Annotated in this window: 18 protein-coding genes; 10 read left to right on the top strand and 8 right to left on the bottom strand. The window is 59.0% G+C overall.

Features of this window, described 5'->3' with window-relative positions:
* Positions 1 to 88: 88 nt before the first annotated feature.
* On the top strand, positions 89 to 901 hold the full coding sequence (locus tag HU718_RS15755) for a crotonase/enoyl-CoA hydratase family protein (RefSeq protein WP_150730871.1): 813 nt from the start codon (positions 89 to 91) through the stop codon (positions 899 to 901).
* Between the two features lie 6 nt (positions 902 to 907).
* Entirely contained in the window at positions 908 to 1,738 is an 831-nt protein-coding gene (gene nudC, locus HU718_RS15750) for an NAD(+) diphosphatase (RefSeq protein WP_150708569.1), read from the top strand.
* On the opposite strand, the gene HU718_RS15745 is transcribed toward nudC, so the two are convergent.
* On the bottom strand, positions 1,706 to 2,485 hold the full coding sequence (locus HU718_RS15745) for a TSUP family transporter (RefSeq protein WP_095118808.1): 780 nt from the start codon (positions 2,483 to 2,485) through the stop codon (positions 1,706 to 1,708). The two genes, nudC and HU718_RS15745, sit on opposite strands and share 33 nt — an antisense overlap.
* 337 nt (positions 2,486 to 2,822) lie before the next feature.
* Between HU718_RS15745 and sfnG the strand changes: the two genes are divergently transcribed.
* Positions 2,823 to 3,905, top strand: coding sequence for a dimethylsulfone monooxygenase SfnG (gene sfnG / locus HU718_RS15740; RefSeq protein WP_186615026.1), 1,083 nt, complete (start codon positions 2,823 to 2,825; stop codon positions 3,903 to 3,905).
* Positions 3,906 to 4,027: 122 nt separating this feature from the next.
* Here sfnG and HU718_RS15735 read toward each other — a convergent pair whose 3' ends face one another.
* Together HU718_RS15735 and HU718_RS15730 are read right to left on the bottom strand one after the other, a co-directional pair.
* The gene (locus HU718_RS15735; RefSeq protein WP_186615028.1) at positions 4,028 to 4,507 is read right to left on the bottom strand and encodes a nuclear transport factor 2 family protein; all 480 of its coding nucleotides are present in this window, start codon (positions 4,505 to 4,507) and stop codon (positions 4,028 to 4,030) included.
* Between the two features lie 55 nt (positions 4,508 to 4,562).
* Positions 4,563 to 5,126: a TetR/AcrR family transcriptional regulator gene (locus tag HU718_RS15730; protein WP_150730869.1), complete on the bottom strand. Its 564-nt coding sequence runs from the start codon at positions 5,124 to 5,126 to the stop codon at positions 4,563 to 4,565.
* Positions 5,127 to 5,342: 216 nt separating this feature from the next.
* Here HU718_RS15730 and pssA point away from each other — a divergent pair, with 216 nt between their 5' ends.
* Positions 5,343 to 6,686 (top strand): CDP-diacylglycerol--serine O-phosphatidyltransferase, encoded by a 1,344-nt coding sequence (gene pssA / locus HU718_RS15725; protein WP_186615030.1) that lies wholly within the window; start codon positions 5,343 to 5,345, stop codon positions 6,684 to 6,686.
* Between the two features lie 168 nt (positions 6,687 to 6,854).
* Here pssA and efeO (HU718_RS15720) read toward each other — a convergent pair whose 3' ends face one another.
* Genes efeO (HU718_RS15720) through efeU form a run of 4 tightly spaced genes read right to left on the bottom strand, consistent with a single transcriptional unit; the run spans position 6,855 to position 11,073 of the window.
* Positions 6,855 to 7,679, bottom strand: a complete 825-nt coding sequence (efeO, locus tag HU718_RS15720) for an iron uptake system protein EfeO (RefSeq protein WP_150708563.1) — start codon at positions 7,677 to 7,679, stop codon at positions 6,855 to 6,857.
* Between the two features lie 29 nt (positions 7,680 to 7,708).
* Positions 7,709 to 9,007 carry an iron uptake transporter deferrochelatase/peroxidase subunit gene (gene efeB, locus HU718_RS15715; RefSeq protein ID WP_150708562.1) on the bottom strand — a complete coding sequence of 433 codons (1,299 nt, stop codon included), beginning with the start codon at positions 9,005 to 9,007 and terminating at the stop codon, positions 7,709 to 7,711.
* Positions 9,008 to 9,025: 18 nt separating this feature from the next.
* Positions 9,026 to 10,225 (bottom strand): iron uptake system protein EfeO, encoded by a 1,200-nt coding sequence (efeO, locus tag HU718_RS15710; protein ID WP_186615032.1) that lies wholly within the window; start codon positions 10,223 to 10,225, stop codon positions 9,026 to 9,028.
* A gap of 8 nt (positions 10,226 to 10,233) precedes the next feature.
* Positions 10,234 to 11,073 (bottom strand): iron uptake transporter permease EfeU, encoded by an 840-nt coding sequence (gene efeU, locus HU718_RS15705; RefSeq protein ID WP_150708560.1) that lies wholly within the window; start codon positions 11,071 to 11,073, stop codon positions 10,234 to 10,236.
* A 286-nt stretch (positions 11,074 to 11,359) separates the two neighbouring features.
* Here efeU and HU718_RS15700 point away from each other — a divergent pair, with 286 nt between their 5' ends.
* Positions 11,360 to 12,418, top strand: coding sequence for an AraC family transcriptional regulator (locus HU718_RS15700; RefSeq protein WP_186615034.1), 1,059 nt, complete (start codon positions 11,360 to 11,362; stop codon positions 12,416 to 12,418).
* Here HU718_RS15700 and HU718_RS15695 read toward each other — a convergent pair.
* Positions 12,399 to 15,596 carry a dermonecrotic toxin domain-containing protein gene (locus HU718_RS15695; protein ID WP_186615036.1) on the bottom strand — a complete coding sequence of 1,066 codons (3,198 nt, stop codon included), beginning with the start codon at positions 15,594 to 15,596 and terminating at the stop codon, positions 12,399 to 12,401. The two genes, HU718_RS15700 and HU718_RS15695, sit on opposite strands and share 20 nt — an antisense overlap.
* Before the next feature lie 245 nt (positions 15,597 to 15,841).
* Between HU718_RS15695 and HU718_RS15690 the strand changes: the two genes are divergently transcribed.
* The 5 genes from HU718_RS15690 to HU718_RS15670 all read left to right on the top strand — a co-directional run bounded on the left by HU718_RS15690 (position 15,842) and on the right by HU718_RS15670 (position 21,551).
* Positions 15,842 to 17,506 carry an AMP-binding protein gene (locus tag HU718_RS15690; protein ID WP_186615038.1) on the top strand — a complete coding sequence of 555 codons (1,665 nt, stop codon included), beginning with the start codon at positions 15,842 to 15,844 and terminating at the stop codon, positions 17,504 to 17,506.
* Positions 17,507 to 17,524: 18 nt separating this feature from the next.
* A complete protein-coding gene (locus tag HU718_RS15685; RefSeq protein ID WP_102899817.1) occupies positions 17,525 to 18,286 on the top strand; it encodes an SDR family NAD(P)-dependent oxidoreductase in 762 nt (253 codons plus the stop codon).
* Between the two features lie 12 nt (positions 18,287 to 18,298).
* The gene (locus tag HU718_RS15680; RefSeq protein WP_186615040.1) at positions 18,299 to 19,492 is read left to right on the top strand and encodes an acetyl-CoA C-acyltransferase; all 1,194 of its coding nucleotides are present in this window, start codon (positions 18,299 to 18,301) and stop codon (positions 19,490 to 19,492) included.
* A gap of 141 nt (positions 19,493 to 19,633) precedes the next feature.
* Positions 19,634 to 20,761 (top strand): acyl-CoA dehydrogenase, encoded by a 1,128-nt coding sequence (locus tag HU718_RS15675; RefSeq protein WP_186615042.1) that lies wholly within the window; start codon positions 19,634 to 19,636, stop codon positions 20,759 to 20,761.
* 16 nt (positions 20,762 to 20,777) lie between these two features.
* A complete protein-coding gene (locus tag HU718_RS15670; protein ID WP_110718550.1) occupies positions 20,778 to 21,551 on the top strand; it encodes an enoyl-CoA hydratase in 774 nt (257 codons plus the stop codon).
* Positions 21,552 to 21,698 lie beyond the last annotated feature (147 nt).

Below are 21,698 nucleotides of genomic sequence, written 5' to 3'. Positions count from 1 at the left end.
CAAGACAGTCCCGCATTTGGCCGAACCGCCACTGTGATGCCTTGTTATAGTTCGGGCCTCATTTTCAGCCCGGTAAAGGATCACTGCCATGACTCAATACTCCGCCTTCAGCGTCGAACTGGCCGACAACATCGCCCATGTGCAGATCAATCGTCCGGAAAAGATCAACTCGATGAACGCGGCGTTCTGGAGCGAGATCGTCGAGATCTTCCAGTGGATCGACGACACCGACGAAGTGCGCGTGGTGGTGCTCAGCGGTAACGGTAAACACTTTTCCTCGGGCATCGACCTGATGATGCTCGCCGGCGTCGCCAATGAGCTGGGCAAGGACGTCGGTCGCAACGCGCGCCTGCTGCGCCGCAAGATCCTCACCCTGCAAGCCTCGTTCAACGCCGTCGACAACTGCCGCAAACCCGTGTTGGCGGCCATTCAAGGTTACTGCCTGGGTGGTGCCATCGATCTGATCGCCGCGTGCGATATGCGTTACGCCGCCGAAGACGCGCAATTCTCGATCAAGGAAATCGATATCGGCATGGCCGCCGATGTTGGCACTTTGCAACGGTTGCCACGGATCATCGGTGACGGCATGCTGCGTGAGCTGGCTTACACCGGTCGCACTTTCGGCGCTGATGAGGCGCGCAGCATCGGCCTGGTCAATCGCGTCTACAGCGACAAGGACGCGCTGCTCGAAGGTGTGCAGGACATCGCTCGCGAGATCGCTTCGAAGTCGCCGATCGCGGTCACCGGCACCAAGGAAATGATCAGCTACATGCGCGACCATCGCATCGACGACGGTCTCGAATACGTTGCCACCTGGAACGCCGCCATGTTGCAATCCACCGACTTGCGCGTGGCCATGGCCGCCCATATGAGCAAACAGAAACCCGAATTTCTGGACTGAGAAACCATGACATCTCGCTGGACCACTGCAGTACTGGACACCGATCAACCCGGCGGCTGGGCCGTGGCGCGCAGCCCGGAAGGCTTTTTGTTCGACGACAACGGCGCGCTGTTCCCCCGGGAATGGCTCAAGCGTCAGGACCTGTCGGTCCTCGCCGAGCACGGCATCGGCCATCTCGATGGCGAGCCGGTGTACTTGCTGGAACTGCGCAGTGCCAGCGAAGTGTCGGGTTGTAACTGGAAAGGCCTGCGGGCGTTCATGCTTGATGGCGATCACACCATCTACAAAGTGCTCGGTTACGCCGCGCAGATCGGCACGTGGGCCCGCGAACATCGCTTCTGCGGCAACTGCGGGCAGGCGATGACCCAGGTGCCGCGTGAACGGGCGATGTATTGCCAGCCGTGCGATCTGCGCAGTTATCCGCGCATTTCGCCGAGCATGATCGTGCTGATTACCCGTGGCGACGAGATCCTGCTGGCGCGCTCACCGCGTTTCGTCACTGGCGTCTACAGCACGCTGGCCGGGTTCGCCGAGCCGGGCGAGTCGGCCGAGGATTGCCTGATTCGTGAAGTGCGCGAAGAAGTGCAGATCGAGGTGCAGAACATTCAGTATCTGGGCAGCCAGTGCTGGCCGTTCCCGCATTCGATGATGCTCGGCTTCCATGCCGAGTACGCCGGTGGCGAGATTGTCTGTCAGGAAGACGAGATCGAAGACGCCCAGTGGTTCAACGTGCACGACCTGCCGCCGTTGCCGGCGTCCAAGTCGATTGCCCGTTACCTGATCGACGTCTACGTGGCGCGGCGCTTAGGCCACGCTGAACCAGTGCTGCCAGGCTAGGCGCACGGTCAATCCCAGTACCACGGTGATGAACACCGGGCGAATGAACTTGGCGCCGCCGCTGATCGCGGTGCGCGCGCCAAAGAACGCGCCGACCATCACCGACAGGCCCATGCTCAGGCCGATGATCCAGTCCACCTGCCCGGAAAACACGAACACCGACAGCGCCGCAATGTTGCTGACGAAGTTCATGCTGCGCGCCACACCGCTGGCCTTGACCAAATCGATCGGGTAGAGCAACAGGCTGCTCACCGTCCAGAATGCGCCAGTGCCGGGACCGGCCACGCCATCATAGAAACCGAGGCTGAAGCCTTGGGTCGACTGCCATTTCTTTTTGATCGGCGCATCGCTGTCCAGCGGCGCTTTTGGCGTGCCGCCGAACAATAGATACAGGCCGCAGGCGAAGACGATGACCGGGAGCATCTTGTTCAGCCATTCGGCCGGCAGGTAATGGGCGACGACGGCACCCGTCAGTGCGCCGATCAAAGTGCCGACAATCGCATGCGTCCACTGTCGAGGGTGGAACAGCTTGCGTTTGTAGAAGGTGAAACTGGCGGTGGCCGAACCGAAGGTCGAGCTCAACTTGTTGGTGCCGAGTACCAGATGCGGTGGCAGGCCGGCCGTCAGCAGTGCAGGCGTGGTCAACAGACCGCCACCGCCGGCGATGGCATCGATGAAACCGGCAATGAAAGCGACAACGGCCAGGATGGCGAGGGTGGTGAGGTCAACGCTGAGTTCGAAAGGCATGGAATCGGCTTATTCGGCAGGGCGCAGAACGTGAGCTGCGGGGAGGGCGGTCATGTTACCTGTATCCAACTGTTGCGGCGACCCGTCTGACGCCTTCGCGAGCAGGCTCGCTCCCACATTTTGAAATGCATTCCACCCTGTGGGAGCGAGCCTGCTCGCGAAGGCATTCTTCATGCCGCCCCCAATCCAACTGTTGCCCACACAACAACCTGCCAACAAATCCGCCTTCCACAAAACATCAACTTCACCCCGATACCCAACAAAACCGGGCATTTCCAGGCTGGCACGCTTGCTGCTCTACCACTCCCATCTCCGCAAACCTCCCGAGGACACGCCAATGAGTCAGCAAGCCGTAAAATTTGCCTACTGGGTGCCGAACGTCAGTGGTGGGCTGGTGGTCAGCAAGATCGAACAGCGCACCGATTGGAGCATCGATTACAACCGCAAACTGGCGCAGATCGCCGAAGCCGCCGGGTTCGAATATGCACTGACGCAGATCCGCTTCACCGCCGGTTACGGTGCGGAGTTCCAGCATGAGTCAGTCGCGTTCAGCCACGCGTTACTCGCGGCCACCAGCAAACTCAAGGTGATCGCAGCGATCCTGCCCGGCCCGTGGCAACCAGCGTTGGCTGCAAAACAGCTGGCGACCATCGATCAACTCACCAACGGCCGCATCGCGGTGAACATCGTCAGTGGCTGGTTCAAAGGCGAGTTCCAGGCCATCGGCGAACATTGGCTGGAGCACGACGAGCGTTATCGTCGTTCCGAAGAGTTCATTCGTTCATTGCGCGGCGTGTGGAGTCAGGACAACTTTACCTTTCGCGGCGACTTCTACCGTTTCGACAATTACAGCCTGAAACCGAAACCCTTGGGCCGTCCGGAGATCTTTCAGGGTGGCAGTTCGCGTGCGGCACGGGACATGGCCGCACGGGTCTCGGACTGGTATTTCACCAATGGCAACAGCGTTGAAGGGATCAAGGCGCAGGTCGACGATATTCGTGCCAAAGCAGCGGCGAATAACCATTCTGTGAAAGTTGGCGTCAACGCCTTTGTCATCGCCCGTGATACCGAAGAAGAAGCGCGGGCGGTACTTGCGCAGATCATCGATCAGGCTGATCCGGAAGCGGTAAACGCTTTTGGCGATGCGGCGAAGCAGGCGGGCCGGGCTTCACCGGAGGGCGAGGGTAACTGGGCGAAATCAACGTTTGAGGATCTGGTGCAGTACAACGATGGTTTCAAGACCAATCTGATTGGCACGCCGTTGCAGATTGCCGAGCGGATTGTCGCGTTGAAAGCGGTGGGTGTGGATCTGGTGTTGGCGGGGTTTCTGCATTTTCAGGAAGAGGTCGAATATTTCGGGTGGCGGGTGTTGCCGCTGGTGCGTGAACTGGAGGCCGAGAAGACTGCCGCCGTCGCTTGAACCCCACACATCCCCTGTAGGAGTGAGCCTGCTCGCGATAGCGTCTGAACATTCAACTTGTATGTTGACTGACACACCGCTATCGCGAGCAGGCTCACTCCTACAGTTGGAGCTGTGTTGGCTTACAGGCCGAGTTCGGTCAGGCCCGGATGATCATCCGGACGACGGCCCAGTGGCCAGTGGAACTTGCGTTCGCTTTCCTTGATCGGCATGTCGTTGATGCACGCATAGCGCTGGAACATCAGGCCTTGCTCGTCGAACTCCCAGTTTTCATTGCCATAAGAGCGGAACCAGTTACCCGAGTCATCGTGCCATTCGTAGGCGTAGCGCACGGCGATGCGGGTATCCGAGTAAGCCCACAGCTCCTTGATCAAACGATAATCCAGCTCTTTCGCCCATTTACGGGTCAGAAAGGCCTTGGCTTCTTCGCGGTTGTTGGCGAACTCGGCGCGGTTACGCCACTTGGTGTCGAGGGTGTAAGCCAGCGATACCCGTTCCGGGTCGCGGGAGTTCCAGCCATCCTCGGCCAAACGAACTTTCTCGATCGCCGATTCACGGTTGAAGGGCGGTAATGGCGGACGTACCTGGGCTGCAGTAGACATGTTCAGTCTCCCGATCTAATTAATAATTGAACAACAAGTCCGGCTTATTAAGGCGTTACAGGTCCAATAACTTTCGCGCCATGCATTGCGCATTATCGGCGGCACTGTGATCACCCATCACAAGCGCTACGGTAATGGCACCGTCAATCAGGATCAGCAGCTGTCTGGCCAGCAGTTGCGGATCCTCGGCACCATGTTCGGCACACAGCTCGCACACGTAGTCGAGCAGCTTCTGTTTGTGTTCTTTGGCGACCAGGCGCACCGGGTCCTGCGGATCGCCGGTCTCGCCGCTGGTGTTGATGAAGGCGCAGCCACGAAAGCCTTCCGAGGCAAACCAGCTCTTGAGCACGGTGAACAGGTTGAGCAGGCGATCGGCCGGGGTTTCGGCCTGATCGACAGCGTTCCTGTACCAATGCATCCAGCGTACGTCACGGCGTTGCAGAGCGGCGACGGTCAGGGCGTCCTTGTCGGCAAAGTAACGGTAGATGCTTTTTCTGGAGACGCCGGCGGTTTTCACCAGAAGATCCATGCTGGTGGCAGCGATGCCACTTTTGTAGATCAACTTTTCGGTGACATCCAGAATGATGTCGCGTGTGTCATTGCTAGTGATTTCGTTCATGTGACGAACAGTAGAACGATTGTTCTCCTTGGTCAAGCGGGGATTTTTGTCGACTGTGAAATCGTCTTCGAGAGCAGGCTCGGTCCCACAGTTGAAATGCATTCCCCTGTGGGAGCGAGCCTGCTCGCGAAGGGGTTATGACAGACACTAACAAGACCCGAAGGATGCGATGGTGTAAGCTCTCGGGTTCTTCGGATTCGACCCATTGCGAGCCCTATGCCGTTGCTTTTCAAACGCTCCTTGCTGCCCAAATTGCGCAGCTTCCCGCTGACCGCCGAGGCCGTGACCATTCTGTCCGGCGCCGCTGAATTTCGTCGTTGCCTGCTCGAGAAAATCGCCGCAGCGACCCAGCGTATCTACATCGTTGCGCTGTATCTGCAGCAAGACGAAGCCGGTCAGGAAATCCTTGATGCCTTGCACGCCGCCAAACTCAAGCGTCCCGAGCTGGAAATTGCCGTGGTCGTCGATTGGCTGCGCGCCCAGCGTGGACTGATCGGTGCCGGCAAGCAGCCGGGCAACTCGGCGTGGTACCAGGAAATGACCCGCACGCACCAGAGCGAAGTGCCGGTGTACGGCGTGCCGGTGCAGACCCGCGAGCTGTTTGGTGTGCTGCATTTGAAGGGCTTCGTGATCGACGACTGCGTGGTCTACAGCGGCGCGAGCCTGAACAACGTTTACCTGCACAAATTCGACAAGTACCGCTTCGACCGCTATCACGTGCTGCAAAGCCACGAACTGGCGGACTCGATGCATCATCTGGTCAAACACGGTCTGATCGAATCGAAAGCAGTGCATCGCCTCGATCTGCCCAACCTGCCGACCACGCGCAGCCTGCGCAACGATATCGGCGATCTGCGTAGTCGCCTCAAATATGCAACGTACGACACGGCCACCGGCAGTACGGCAAGAGAAGGCCTCTCAGTCACTCCGTTGCTGGGCGTCGGCAAGAACAACCCGTTGAACCGGGCGATTCTCGAGTTGATCGCCAGCGCGCAAAAACAGCTGACCATTTGCACGCCATACTTCAATCTGCCGCTGGGTGTGATCCGCGAGATCAACCGCGCGCTGGCCCGCGGTGTGAAGATCGACATCGTCGTCGGCGACAAGACCGCCAACGACTTCTATATCCCGCCGAGCGAGCCGTTCAAGGTGATCGCGGCGCTGCCGTATCTGTACGAGATCAGCCTGCGCCGCTTCGCCAAACGCCATCAGCGCAACATCGACAGCGGTCAGTTGAACCTGCATTTGTGGCGTGATGGCGACAACACCTATCACCTCAAGGGCATGTGGGTCGACCAGCGCTATACGCTGCTGACCGGCAACAACCTCAATCCTCGGGCGTTCCGCCTGGATCTTGAGAACGCCTTGTTGATCGATGATCCGAAAGGGGAATGGCTGGAACCGCGGGCGAAGGAGCTGGAAGAGATTTTCCGCCATACCAATCGGATCGACAGCTTTCAGAGTCTGGAGACGCTGCCGGAATACCCGGCCGGGGTGGCCAAGTTCCTCAAGCGCGTGAGTCGGGTGCGGATTGAGCGGTTGCTCTATCGGATTCTCTAAAAAATCAAAGTTATTCAGTGCGGCTGAAAATGCCTTCGCGAGCAGGCTCGCTCCCACAGTTGGAATGCATTCCAGATGTGGGAGCAAGCTCGCTCCCACAGGGAAATGCAGTTCAAAATGTGGGAGCGAGCCTGCTCGCGAAGGGGCCCGCTCAGACGCTACAAGAACTCAGTTGAGACCAAGCTTGCCACGCAACGTGGACAGATCTTCCGCCAGCGTATTAACCGGCCCGACCAGCGCCTTGCGGTCGTTATCCTTCACCTTGTCATAAGTCTCGAAACCACCATCCTTGGTCTTGTACTTGGCCAGAATCTTGTCGACGGTGGCAAAGTTCTTGTCGACCTTCGCTGCAAACGCCTTGTCCTGCTGCTCGATCTGCGGACGGAACAGGTCGACGATTTTCTTCGCGCCGTCGATGTTGCCCTGGAAGTCATACAGGTCGGTGTGGCTGTAGCGATCTTCTTCGCCGGAGATCTTGGTCGCGGCGACTTCTTCCAGCAGCGCAGCAGCACCGCCGACGACTTTCTCCGGCGGGAAGGTCAGCCCGGCGACGCGGGTCTGCAGGTCTTTGACGTCGCTGTTGAGCTTGTCCGCCAGTTCGTTCAGGCCTTGGGTGCTTTTTTCCGAGAACAGCGTGTACTCGATGCGGTGGAAACCGGTGAAGTCTTCAGCCTTCACGCCTTTCTCGTGATCGTCGACACGGGAGTCGATGGACGCATCGAGGTCACTGAACAGCTCGGCAATCGGCTCGATCGACTCGTAGAAAACGCGGGTCGGTGCGTAGAGCTTTTGCGCAGTGGCGAGGTCGCCTTTCTTCACCGCATCGGTGAATTGTTGAGTGTGGCTGCCCAGTTCATCCAATTGTTCGGTGACGTAAATCTTGTAGTCCGACACCGGCCCGACCAGATCCAGCGGCGCTGTCGCGGCGAACGCTGACAGCGGGGTGTTGAGCAAACCAAGGGTCAGCAATAACGCGAGTGGCGTCTTTTTCATGGGGGCGGCTCCAGTGTTGGGATGTTGTTTTATGCAGCGGTTTTCGGTTGTGTGGCGTTGAGCAGCGAGCGACCGATGAAGTCCTTGTCGCCCGTAACACCGGGCAGGGTGAAGAAGTACCCGCCGCCGACCGGTTTGAGGTATTCCTCAAGCGGTTCGCCGTTGAGGCGGGTCTGCACGGTGATGAAGCCTTTTTCCAGATCGGCCTGGTAACAGATGAACAGCAGGCCCATGTCGAGCTGGCCGTTCTTGTTTACGCCATTCGAATAGTTGAATGGCCGGCGCAGGATCAGGTTGGCCTGGGTTGCAGCCGTACGCGGATTAGCCAGACGAATGTGCGCGTCGAGTTTGGTCAGCTTGCCGGCCGGGTCTTTGCTGTAATCCGGAACTTCGCTTTCACGCTGCGCGCCCATCGGTGCGCCGGTGGTTTTCACCCGACCTATGATGCTCTCCTGTTCCTGCAGCGGCGTGCGGTCCCAGCGCTCGACAAAATTGCGGATGATCCGCACTGCTTGATAGCTGCCGTGCGCCGCCCAGGCCGGTTCATCACTGCCCGGTTGCACCCACACCAGGCGATCCATGGCTTTGCTGTCGTTGGAATCGGGGTTGGCCGAGCCATCGCGAAAGCCGAGAAAATTGCGCGCCGATTGTGCTGGCACACCGGGTTTCGCCGGGGCTTGCGGCGGCACGCTGCCTTCCTGCTTCCAGCGCACCAGCAGCAGGTCAGGCAGGTTTTTGACGATGTCGCGCAGGGCGTGAATGTTGGTGTCGGCGGTGTTCGAGCAGAACTGCAGGCTCAGGTCGCCGTGGCAGCAATCGGCTTCCAGTGCATCGTTGGGGAAACCGACCATGCGGATCAGGCGCTTGGGTTTGGCGTCGGCCAGACCGAAGCGCTCATCGAACAGCGACTCGCCGACGGAAACGGTAATGGTCAGGTTGTCCGGCGTGACGTTCGGGCCGAGGATGCCGGAATCCGGTGGCGGCAGTTTCGGGTCGATCTGCGCGACCGGGCCGCCCTTCATCAGGAAGGCAATGCGCTCGTTGAGCGTGCGGAACAGCCGCTCGAGGTCTTCGCGATCACTGGCCAATACGTCGAATGAAACCAGCATGCCCGAGGCCGGACGCGGAGTGACGATGCCGGTTTGATGCACACCGTGGAAATCGTGGCGGTCTTCGGTCTTGTCGCTGCTCGGTGCTTCAGTGACCTGTGCTGGCGCGGCAGCCATGGCCGGGCAGCTCAGGGCGGACCCGGCGAGGGCGACACCGGCGGCGCCCATGCCCATCAGGACACGGCGACGTTGCAGGTTGAGCGTTTCTAGATCTTTCATCGGGAATGGGTCTTCTGCTTACAGGCCGGAGAGGCCGAGGGCGGGATCGATGCCATCCAGTGCGTCGGCCAGAGCCTGGGCCTTGTCGGCGATCTGCTTGCGTTGTGCGCCGCTGACGGTGTCGTAGCTGGCGTAGCCGTCCTTGATCTTGTAGGTGTCGAGTTCGCTGTCGAAATCCGCCAGTGCCCGGTCGATTTTCGGCAGCAGGTCGGCGGCTGACTTGCTCAGCATCGGCCGCAGCAGGTCAACGACTTTGCGCGCGGTTTGCGCATTGGCGGAGAAACCGTTGAGGTCGCTGTGGCTATAGCGTTCTTCTTCACCGCTGGCGGCGCGGACGTCAGCCAAGGTGTTGAGGTTGCGCACGATGATGTTGACCAGTTGCTCCGGTGGCAACGATTGCGCGAGCAATTGCTGTTTGAGCGTGGTGACATCGCTGAGCAAACGCTGGGCGACCGGCGTCAGATCGTCGAGTTTGCGCTGTTGGAACAGGCCGAATTCGAGGCGATGGAAACCAACGAAGGCCGGATCCTGTTCGCGTTTTTCGAAATAGTCGGCGCGGGCGTTGATGCTGTTGTCCAGTTCGGCCAGGCGCTGAGCGGCCGGCGCCAGATGTTGATAAGCCGCACGCGCGGGCAGGTATAGCGCCTGGGCTTGGCTGAGATCACCGCTTTCAATCGCTTGATTGAGCGCCGTGACGGCTTTGATCAGCGCGCTGCTCTGGCTGGCCAGATACACGCGGAATTCCGACAGCGGCCCGACGAAGGCGACCATCGACGGTTTGGCCTTGGCGGCAGCATCAGAAGCGGCAGTAGGTGTCACATGCAGGGTGCCGCGCGGATTGCTCAGCAAGCCGCAAGTGATCGCGTAATCGCCCGGTTGCAGATTGGCGTTGATCACCTGACTCAGGCCCGGCGCAATGTTTTCGCGCTCTTCGACGACCAGTACGCCATCGAGGATTTCCCATTCCACGGCCCGGTCGGAGCGGTTGACGATGCGGAAACTGGCGCGGCCAGCCGGCACAGTCAGCGCGTTCGGCTCGCAATTGCCCGGATGGATATTCACCACCACTTCATCGTGGTTGTGCTGACGCTTGGCCGCAGCCATTTTCGAGGCGTAATAAAACAGACCACCGGCGGCGATCATCACCACCACCGAGCCGGCCACCGCCCAGCGCAAGGCGCGGGGAGGGGAGGCCTGAGGAGAGTTAGGCTTTGACATGAATGCCCTTATTGGCTGGAAACGGAAGACGATTGCGCAGTGGGTTTGGCCGCCGGCAGGAAGAACATCACCAGTGCTACCAGCAGATAAATCAGATAGGCACCAAGGGTGCTGACGGTCGGCGCATCCTGGTAGCCGAACATGCCGGCCAGCACCGAACCCAGCGGGCCGTCCATCGGCAGCGTCGCGCTGAAGTCGAACAATACGGTTTGCAGGTGATTCCACAGCCCGGCTTCATGCAGGGCCTGCACCGAGTTGGCAAGAATCCCGGCGGCGACCACCAGAATGAACAGGCCGGTCCACTTGAAGAACGCGGAAAGATTGAGGCGCATGCTGCCGCTGTAGATCAGGAAGCCGACGATGATCGCCAGAATCAAACCGAGCAGGGCACCGATCGGCGCGCCTGGGCCTTCGCTTTGCTGGAACACCGCGAGCAGGAAGAACACCGTCTCCAGGCCTTCACGGGCGACTGCGAAGAACACCATGGCGATCAGCGCAATGACCTGATGCTTTGAAGAAGTCAGCGCCTCATCCAGCGAGGCTTGCAGCGAATGCTTGATCGAACGCGCCACTTTGCGCATCCAGAACACCATCGAACTGAGAATGCCCACGGCGACCAGCCCGACGATGCCTTCAAACAGTTCCTGTTGCTTCTGCGGGAATTCGGCACTGACCAATTCCAGGCCTCCACCGACCAGCAGGGCGAGGGCCGCAGCGAGGAAAACCCCGATCCATACGGCAGGCATCCATTGGCCACGGCCGGTCTGTTGCAGGTAGCTGGCGATAATGCCAACGATCAGCGCGGCTTCAATGCCTTCGCGCAGCATGATCAGGAAGGGAACAAGCATTTGGTGTCCAAGAGGTCATTTCTAGAGGTTACAAGTTGTAACATAATGAAAGTCATTCTCACATGACATTGATTGACATAAACCTGAACACAAGCTGAACAAGTTGAAGAACAACCATTCTCATGCGCGTGACATCGGAACTCTGTAGGAGCTGCCGAAGGCTGCGATCTCTTGATCCTGGTTTTTAGAATCAAAAGATCGCAGCCTTCGGCAGCTCCTACACGGGATTTGCGTTGGTTGCGGTAAGATGCCCACCACCCAAAAACAACAAGGTTTATCGCGCTCCATGTCGGAAAAAGACACCATCGCCGTTCAACTGGTGCGTGAAGCGCTGCTGCAAAGTTGTGCCCCGGGCGTGGCCACGGCAGAAGTCTTGAACAAGGTCGGGATTGATCCGGCGTTGCTGCAAACCGAGCACGGCCGGGTACCGGCCTCGCAGTACGCGAAACTCTGGCGGTTATTGGCCCGACGCGGTGATGACGAGTTTTTCGGCATGGATCCGCGCAAGCTCAAGTCCGGCAGCCTTGAGTTCTTGTGCCGCAGCGCGATGGCGCAACCGACGCTGGCAGCGGGGTTGAGCACAGGTTTGAGCTTTCTGTCGCTGATGCTTGAGCGCATGCCGGCGCAACTGCTGCACCAGCAAAGTCTCGCGGAAATCGTGTTGATGGAAGATGAACCCGAACCACGCCGCGCCTTCAGCTATTTCACCTACTGGATGATCGTCCACGGTGTGGCCTGCTGGCTGGCCGGGCGGCGGATACCGATTCTGGCGATTGAATTGCGCTGTGCGGCGCCGGACTTCACCGATGACTACCGGGTAATGTTTTCGGAAAACCTGCGTTTCGAGCGGCCACGGACACGGATGATCTTCTCCGCCGATTGCCTCGACCTGCCGATCAAGCGCAGTGCCGAAGAACTGAAGCGCTTTCTCGCCCACGCCCCGGCCAACATTCTGGTCAAGTACCGCGACCCGCAGAGCCTGGCCAGTCGGATCAAGCAGGATCTGCGGCAGCTGCCTGCCGAGCAATGGCCGGAAACCGAAGCCCTGGCCCAACAGTTGTGCATGTCGGCCTCGACACTGCGTCGACGTCTGGCCGAGGAAGGGCAGACCTATCAAGGCCTCAAGGACAGCGTGCGCAAGGAGTTGGCCATTGTCTGGCTGGCGGAACCTTCGATCAGTTTTGTCGAGATCGCCAGCCGCTTGGGGTTTGCCGATGTCAGCTCATTTTATAAAGCGTTCCGCAAATGGGCAGGCTCCAACCCTGGGCACTACCGTAACCTGATCCTCAGCCAGCCAGCCGAAGCTGGCTCGACCGAGGCGTCACTTACAGTTCCTTCACGCTGACCAACGTGGTTGTGCCGGTACCGAACGCCGAAGCCTTGATGCGCAACTGCAAATCGTTCTTCGAGCCGCGCAGGACATAGATATGATCCTTCAGCTTCGGGCTCTCGAGCTTGAACAGCTTTACGCTGCCCTCTGGATAAAGCGTGGGATCAAGTTCCAGTACCGCGTGGATCTTGTTGGCACGGGATGAGACGTTGTACCGGTTTTTACCAAACAGGGTTTCCGAAAGCTGCTGCAGCGGCATTGAGTCCGGCGCGAGATCGGTCACGTACAGTCCGACGATATCGCGCTGCGGCCTGCCGTAAGCATCGTTGGACGAATTGGCGATAAACGCGCTTTTCGTGGCTTTGATCGTCGCCAGTTTATCCCTGTTCACGTAGTGGTACAGGCGCTTGGGCAATGGCGTGATTTCAGTTTCGACAACCGTCGGAAAACCGCTACTGTCAGCGACTGCCCGTCGTGACGGACCCGGCGCCTCGGTGTTGGAGTCGTCATGGCCGCGCTTGTTCGGCGTGCCACCCTTGAGATACAGCTTGTTATCGACTGTCCATCGCCCCTGACCGTCGGAGATCAGGAAGGGACCGGGTCGCAGGTTATCCGCCGGATCAATGATAAGCACCGGCCCTTCTTCAATCGAAACCCGAAAAAACTGATCTTCAACCAGCGCGTGCCATTTGTCGTTGTATCGATATAGCCCTTTGTTGCGTCCTTGCGCCACGGGTTCTCCCAGATCTGCCGGCTTCTCCAGCGCGAAACTGTCGAGTATCGCTTTCTGCGCTCCGGAATAGGACGAACGTGGTGTAGCCAAAGCGTTTTCAGTGAGCGACAGGTCCACCTGCGGGTGCCGCTCACTCGGCAAACTACGGTTTTCGACAACCGGCACATCAGGCGTAGCGGGGGCGGGACTTTCAACGGAATAATCGAATACTTCCGGTTCGATCGACAGGTGCGGGAGATTTTCGGCGTTTTTTGCCCCTGTCGAAATGCGCCCGGCGTGCATGAGGACTGCCGCCAGATTCAGCAGCAGGTCGGCCACGGCAAATGACTTGTCCTGACCGTCCGATTGCGACAGTGCCTCCAGGTCGCCTTTGAGACTTACCGCCAATTGCACTAACCATCCGGCGGTGGCTGCCGGCCCGGTCACCAGCGGCAACAACGACTCGAAAATCAACCAGCTCAACGTCTTGAAATGGGCCCAGCGACTCTCTGCGTTGGACACTGATTGCCGGTCTGCCAACTCAACAAGCGCCCGGCTGTTCGCCTCATACAAGTGCTGAAATACATCGCCCTGCAGTGGGGACACGTTTTTCAGTTCCCAACGCAGGCGTATTTCGTTAGCGCCCAGCAGTCCGGTGTGCCTGACCACGGTTTTGTACCATTCATGGATGCTCTTCTGCAGCGCGGCGTCGGACTGAATCGCCTGTTCCAGATGGCTGCGCGAACGGTATTGGGTCAACGAAGGGGAATAGAAGGGGCGATAGAGGACGACGGGGGCATCACTGCGGGTGCCGGCAGCAATGACGAACATATTCAAAACCGGCCCGAGCCGCAGCTGCAAAGGGCTGACGACGATGTCTTGAGAGGTCTCGCTGCCATCCGCCAGCGCAACGATCAGACGTACACCGTCATCGTCAAAACCATGGGCGCCGGTCAGTTTGGCCTCAAGTGCCTGGAGCGGCAATTGATTGCGCAGGTGAACCGTAAACAGATTTTGTCGGGACGACGCCTCGGGGCGATTTTCAAGCAGATGCTGTTTCAGATACGCCGGGTAGGTACGGCCAATGTCCACCGACTGGATCAGACCCTTGACGTAATCGGGGGTCATCCACGCGGGTACAGTGCGCTGATGCAGGCCTTTGACGGTCATCGTGCCCCATGGCAGGCCGGCGAGATTTTCCAGGGCAAAATCGATGATGCCCAAGCGAGTGGTTTCCACGGTTCCCCATCCACCCGGTACGCCTCGCGCAACCTTGATGTGGAGTTCCATGTCATCAGGATTTACCGGCTCATGTCCGTCACGGCTCATCTGAGCGACGAGGGCTTGATAGGCAAAATCGCGAATGGAATCGAGATGGGTGAAAAACGTCGCGCCGTCATACTGTAAATGAGTGACGGCCATGGCCGAGACATAACGCCGATAAGTAAGGCGATCGTCAGGGTCGGCGTCCTTGAGCCATTGCGGCAAATGCTTGTCGACATGTTCCGCTTGGTAAACATGCGGCTGTTGGCCGGCCAACAGTCGAAGCGGATCGCAGCTCTGATCGAACAACTGCTCAGCGTCCTCGAACACTCCGTCGGCCGGAATCCGGATGCTTTCAAGTTCCACCAACTGCTGATCAATCAGGACCCGCACCAGTTCGTCAAAGATGTCCGCATCAGGTTCATAGCGATCAACGCTCAGCTCGGTAAACTCCCATTGATGCTGCAATTGCCGCGCAACATTCTGCAGGCAGTCTGCTTCGGAGCTGAATCGTTCCCAGGCCCCCGAGGGTTGAATCAATACTGTTCCTGACTTGTCAGTGACGAGCAAGGCAGGATAGATCAGCGAGAGATTATCCGTCCCGTTATTCAAGGTGAGGTGCAAAAGATAAACCGGCGGCCTTAAATGCTCGTTAAATAGTTGTCGATGTTGTTTTTCTGATGTGACGACCAATCCAGTGAAAGCGAAATGCAAGTCTGGATCTGTCTGGTGAAGCGATTCATTGATGTTCAATGCGCAGGCATCTTTTATTACCTCCGACAGCCACTGCCAACGACTCATGCCGTTATCTGCTGGTTGCTGCCAGTAATCCAGCAACTGTTGCTGTAACGTGGCGACCAGTGTTTGGCATATTTCTTTCTGAGCCGATTGGAATTCAACAAGATCGATTCCCGCGCGGCCTTCGGCTTGCACCGGAATAATCAGGTTTTCTTCGGTTAAAACAATACTGCGCCCTTCGGTGAAGGCCCGAATGAATGCATCGAGATAAGGCACGGGCTCGGCTTCCGGGTCAAATCGGGTATCACGATAGAACAACGTATCAAGGGACAGTGAGCCTGGTTGCAAACAGTAATGTAAATAATCTTCCAGTTGCGATCTGGCAACACTTCGCAATGTAGGGTGGTCGTTGAATTGAGCATGTACCGATTGTTTGAAAATAAAATCTTTGTCATTAAATAAGCTTTGCTCAGGCGACACGGTGTGTTCCTTGTTTGATAAAGAAAGATAGGGGGTGTTTGTTGTTTGAAGCTATCAGGCCAGTTTGTTTGCGACCACTACATATAATTATCAGCTTGTAAGAAAACGGTTGTGTACCTGCCAGGGTTGGCCAAACCAGTCAGCCACATTGATGGCTTTGACCATTGCCGCCGCCGCCCCACAGCGCGACTATCTTTCTGTTGTTTACGGTTCCCAACCTAATAAAAAACAGAGGGATTCTGGCAATGCGCGATTACCTGTCTGCCACCGCACAGTTCAACTATCAGCACACCGTGGATGCCGCGCTGAGCGGTACGCTTGAGGCGCTCAACGCCTGTGTCGAATGCTGCGACCGCCACGCCTTGCCGGGGCGCATCGCGCTGTTCTGGGAGGGCCGTGATGGCGCCAGTGCGACGTACACCTTCAGCGAGCTACAGGATAAAGCCGCGCGTTTCGCCAATTTCCTTCTCGCTCAAGGCGTGCAGAAGGGTGACAAAGTCGCCGGCCTGCTGCCGCGCAACATCGAATTACTCATCACCGTATTGGCCACCTGGCGCATCGGCGCGGTGTATCAGCCGTTGTTCACCGCATTCGGCCCCAAAGCCCTCGAACATCGTCTGAACAGCTCCAGCGCCAAAGTCGTAGTCACCGACGCGGTCAATCGGCCGAAACTCGCTGAAGTCGCCGATTGCCCGACGCTAGTTACCGTCGGCGGCGCCAAAGGCCAGGGCATTGTCCGAGGTGATTTCAGCTTCTGGGCCGAACTGGCCAACTATTCCAACGTCTGCGAGCCGGTCATGCTGACCGGCGAAGACCCGTTCCTGTTGATGTTCACGTCCGGCACCACCGGCCCGTCGAAAGCCCTGTCAGTACCGCTAAAAGCCATCGTCGCCTTCCAGAGCTATACCCGCGATGCCGTCGATCTGCGTCCGGAAGATGCGTTCTGGAACGTCGCCGATCCGGGCTGGGCCTACGGCATCTACTTCGGCGTCACCGGGCCGTTGTCGATGGGCCACCCGATCACCTTCTACGATGGCCCGTTCACCCTCGAAAGCACCTGCCGGGTGATCAACAAGTACGGCATCACCAACCTCACCGGTTCACCGACGGCTTATCGTTTGCTGATTGCCGGCGGGGACGTGTTCGCCAAGTCGATCAAAGGCAAGCTGCGCATCGTCAGCAGCGCTGGCGAGCCACTGAATCCGGAAGTGATCCGCTGGTTTGCCGACAACCTCGACGTGGTCATCCACGACCATTACGGCCAGACCGAACTGGGCATGGTCCTGTGCAATCACCACGGCCTCGACCATCCGGTACACGTCGGCGCCGCCGGTTTTGCCTCGCCGGGGCACCGCATCGTCGTGCTGGACGACCAGTACAACGAACTTGGCGTCGGCCAGCCGGGCATCCTAGCCATCGACCGCCCACAATCGCCGATGTGCTGGTTCGGCGGTTACGAAGGCGCGCCGACCAAAGCGTTCGTCGGTGATTACTACCTGAGCGGCGACACCGTGGAATGGAACCCGGACGGCAGCATCAGCTTCGTCGGCCGCAGCGATGACGTGATCACCACGTCCGGCTACCGCGTAGGCCCGTTCGATGTGGAAAGTGCGCTGATCGAACACCCGGCGGTGGTCGAAGCGGCGGTGGTCGGCAAACCCGATCCGGAGCGCACCGAACTGGTCAAAGCCTTCGTGGTGCTGAGTGCGCAATACCGTGCCGCGCCGGAGCTTGCGGAAGAGCTGCGTCAACATGTGCGCAAGCGTCTGGCCGCGCACTCATACCCGCGTGAAATCGAATTTGTCAGCGAATTGCCCAAGACCCCAAGTGGCAAATTGCAGCGCTTTATCTTGCGCAACCAGGAAATCGCCAAGGCTCAAGAGGCCGCGGCGCATAACGTTTCAGCTTGAAGATCAGGAACTACAGTCATGCAGATCGAAAACAAGGTTTTTATCGTTACCGGCGGCGCATCCGGCCTGGGTGCTGCCAGCGCTGAATTGCTGGTCAGTGCCGGCGCGAAAGTGATGCTGGTGGACATGAACGCCGAAGCCGTGGCCGCTCAGGCTCAGCGTTTGGGCGCGCAAAGTGTGGTCGCCGACATCAGCAACGAAGCCGCCGCCGAAGCTGCTGTGCAGGCGACGGTCAAAGCCTTCGGCAGCCTTAACGGCCTGGTCAACTGCGCCGGTATCGTCCGTGGCGAGAAGATCCTCGGCAAGAACGGCCCGCATGCGCTGAGCAGTTTTGCCCAAGTGATCAATGTCAACCTGATCGGCAGCTTCAACATGCTGCGTCTGGCCGCTGCGGCCATCGCTGAATCCGAGGCAAACGCTGATGGCGAACGCGGTGTGATCATCAACACTGCATCTGTCGCGGCGTTCGACGGCCAGATCGGCCAAGCGGCGTACTCTGCTTCGAAAGGCGCGATCGCCAGCCTGACCCTGCCGGCTGCCCGTGAACTGGCGCGCTTCGGCATTCGCGTAATGACCATCGCCCCAGGCATTTTCGAAACGCCGATGATGGCCGGCATGACCCCGGAAGTCCGCGATTCACTGGCCGCCGGCGTACCGTTCCCGCCACGTCTGGGCAAGCCTGCCGAGTACGCCGCGCTGGTTCGGCATATCATCGAAAACAGCATGCTCAACGGCGAGGTGATCCGTCTCGACGGTGCCTTGCGCATGGCCGCCAAGTAAGGAGGATTTGTCATGACCATTTCCAACGATCCGATTGTTATCGTCAGCGCCGTGCGCACGCCAATGGGCGGTTTTCAGGGCGAACTGAAAAGCCTCACCGCACCGCAGCTCGGTGCTGCAGCGATCAAGGCAGCGGTTGAGCGCGCCGGTGTCGCCAGCGATGCAGTCGATGAAGTGTTGTTCGGTTGCGTATTGCCTGCGGGCCTCGGTCAGGCGCCCGCGCGTCAGGCCGCTTTGGGCGCCGGGCTGGATAAATCGACCCGTTGCACGACGGTCAACAAGATGTGCGGCTCGGGCATGGAAACCACCATTCTGGCCCACGACATGCTGATCGCTGGCAGCGCCGATGTGGTCATCGCGGGCGGCATGGAGAGCATGTCCAACTCGCCGTACTTGCTGGATCGTGCCCGCGCCGGTTATCGCATGGGCCATGGCCGTGTGCTCGATTCGATGTTCCTCGACGGCCTCGAAGACGCCTACGACAAGGGCCGCCTGATGGGCACCTTCGCCGAAGACTGCGCCGAGACCAACCACTTCAGCCGCGAAGCGCAGGACGCCTTTGCCATCGCCTCGACCACCCGCGCGCAGCAGGCGATCAAGGACGGCAGCTTCAAGGACGAAATCGTCCCGCTGACCGTGACCGTCGGCAAAGAACAGGTGCTGATCTGCAATGACGAACAGCCACCGAAAGCCAAACTGGACAAGATTGCTTCGCTGAAACCGGCGTTCCGCGAAGGCGGCACGGTGACGGCGGCGAACTCCAGTTCGATCTCTGACGGTGCGGCGGCATTGGTGCTGATGCGTCAGTCGCAGGCACAGAAACTCGGTCTGAAACCACTGGCCGTGATCCATGGCCACGCCGCGTTTGCTGATACCCCGGGCCTGTTCCCGGTGGCGCCGATTGGTGCGATCAAGAAACTGATCAAGAAAACCGGTTGGTCGCTGGGTGATGTCGATCTGTTTGAGGTCAACGAGGCGTTTGCCGTGGTTGGCATGGCGGCGATGACGCACCTGGAAATCCCTCATGACAAGTTGAATGTGCATGGCGGTGCCTGTGCGCTGGGGCATCCGATCGGCGCGTCGGGGGCGCGGATTCTGGTGACGTTGCTGTCGGCGTTGCGCCAGAGAAAGCAGAAACGCGGTATCGCGGCGATCTGCATCGGCGGCGGCGAAGCCACGGCCATGGCTGTGGAATGCGTTTATTGATCGCTAAATAGCCCATGTGGGAGCGAGCCTGCTCGCGAAGGCGTCATGTCAGTCAATGTTTGCTTTGCTGACACACCGCTTTCGCGAGCAGGCTCGCTCCCACAGGGGGTCTGTGTGGTAACCCGGATTTAAGGATTCACCATGATTCCCAACGAAGACCAAACCCAGATCCGCGACATGGCCCGGCAGTTCGCCGAGGAACGCTTGAAACCGTTCGCCGCCGAGTGGGATCGCGAGCACCGTTTCCCCAAGGAAGCCATCGGCGAGATGGCCGAGCTGGGCTTCTTCGGCATGCTTGTGCCGGAGCAGTGGGGCGGCTGCGACACCGGTTATCTGGCCTACGCCATGGCCCTGGAAGAAATCGCCGCCGGCGACGGCGCCTGCTCGACGATCATGAGCGTGCACAACTCGGTCGGCTGCGTGCCGATCCTCAAGTTCGGCAACGATGATCAACGTGAACGTTTTCTCAAGCCATTGGCCAGCGGCGAGATGCTCGGTGCTTTTGCATTGACCGAACCGCAGGCCGGTTCCGACGCCAGCAGCCTGAAAACCCGTGCACGGCTGGACGGCGATCACTACGTGCTGAACGGCTGCAAACAGTTCATCACCTCCGGGCAAAACGCCGGGATCGTGATTGTGTTTGCGGTGACTGATCCGAGCGCCGGCAAGCGCGGCATCACGGCGTTTATCGTGCCGACCGATTCGCCGGGCTACAAAGTCGCTCGCGTCGAAGACAAGCTCGGCCAACACGCTTCCGACACCTGCCAGATCCTCTTCGAAGACGTCAAAGTACCGGTGGCCAATCGCTTGGGCGAAGAGGGCGAGGGCTACAAGATCGCCCTGGCCAACCTTGAAGGTGGCCGCGTTGGCATCGCTTCGCAAGCGGTGGGCATGGCCCGCGCGGCGTTTGAAGCGGCACGTGATTACGCCCGTGAACGCGACACCTTCGGCAAGCCGATCATCGAACATCAGGCCGTAGCTTTCCGCCTCGCCGACATGGCCACGCAGATCGCCGTCGCCCGGCAGATGGTGCATTACGCTGCAGCCCTGCGTGACAGCGGCCAACCGGCATTGGTCGAGGCATCAATGGCCAAGCTGTTCGCCTCGGTGATGGCCGAGAAGGTCTGTTCGATGGCATTGCAAACGCTCGGTGGTTACGGTTACCTGAACGACTTCCCGCTGGAGCGCATCTACCGCGACGTGCGCGTCTGCCAGATCTACGAAGGCACCAGCGATATTCAGCGCATGGTCATTTCGCGCAATCTTTAACAAGGAATTTTTATTCATGACGTACGAAACCATTCTGCTCGAAACCCACGGCCGCGTTGGCCTGATCACCCTCAACCGCCCGCAGGCGCTGAATGCCCTGAACGCGCAACTGGTCAGCGAAGTGAACCAGGCTCTTGATGCGTTGGAGGCGGATGCGAACATTGGTTGCATCGTGCTCACCGGTTCGAAAAAGGCTTTTGCCGCCGGTGCCGACATCAAGGAAATGGCCGAGCTGACTTACCCGCAGATCTACATGGACGACTTGTTCAGTGACAGCGATCGCGTGGCCAACCGGCGTAAACCGATCATTGCCGCCGTCAACGGTTTCGCCCTCGGCGGTGGTTGTGAGCTGGCGTTGATGTGCGACTTTATTCTGGCCGGTGATAACGCGAAGTTTGGCCAACCGGAAATCAACCTTGGCGTGTTGCCGGGCATGGGCGGCACCCAGCGTCTGACGCGTGCCGTCGGCAAAGCGAAAGCCATGGAGATGTGCCTGAGCGGGCGCTTGATCGATGCGGTTGAGGCCGAGCGTTGCGGCATCGTTGCGCGGATCGTGCCGAGTGATGAGTTGCTCGATGAAGCGTTGAAGGTTGCTGCCGTGATTGCCAGCAAGTCGCTGCCGATTGCGATGATGATCAAGGAGAGCGTGAATCGTGCCTTTGAAGTGAACCTGACTGAGGGCGTGCGTTTCGAGCGTCGGGTGTTCCATGCGGCGTTTGCCACGCAGGATCAGAAGGAAGGGATGGCGGCGTTTATTGCCAAGCGTGAGGCTGCATTCCAAGGCAAATAAATGTAGTGCCTGAGCTGGCGCCTTCGCGAGCAGGCTCGCTCCCACATGAGGTTCTCGGCGTTCACACAATCTGTGTTCGCTGGAGATCTCTGTGGGAGCGAGCCTGCTCGCGAAGCTTTTACGGCTTGATGTACATCAAAATCAAAA

This window comes from Pseudomonas tensinigenes (assembly GCF_014268445.2).
Lineage (GTDB): Bacteria > Pseudomonadota > Gammaproteobacteria > Pseudomonadales > Pseudomonadaceae > Aquipseudomonas > Aquipseudomonas tensinigenes.
Note: the sequence above shows the minus strand (reverse complement) of the source record. Positions and strands in the feature narration are given on the sequence as shown.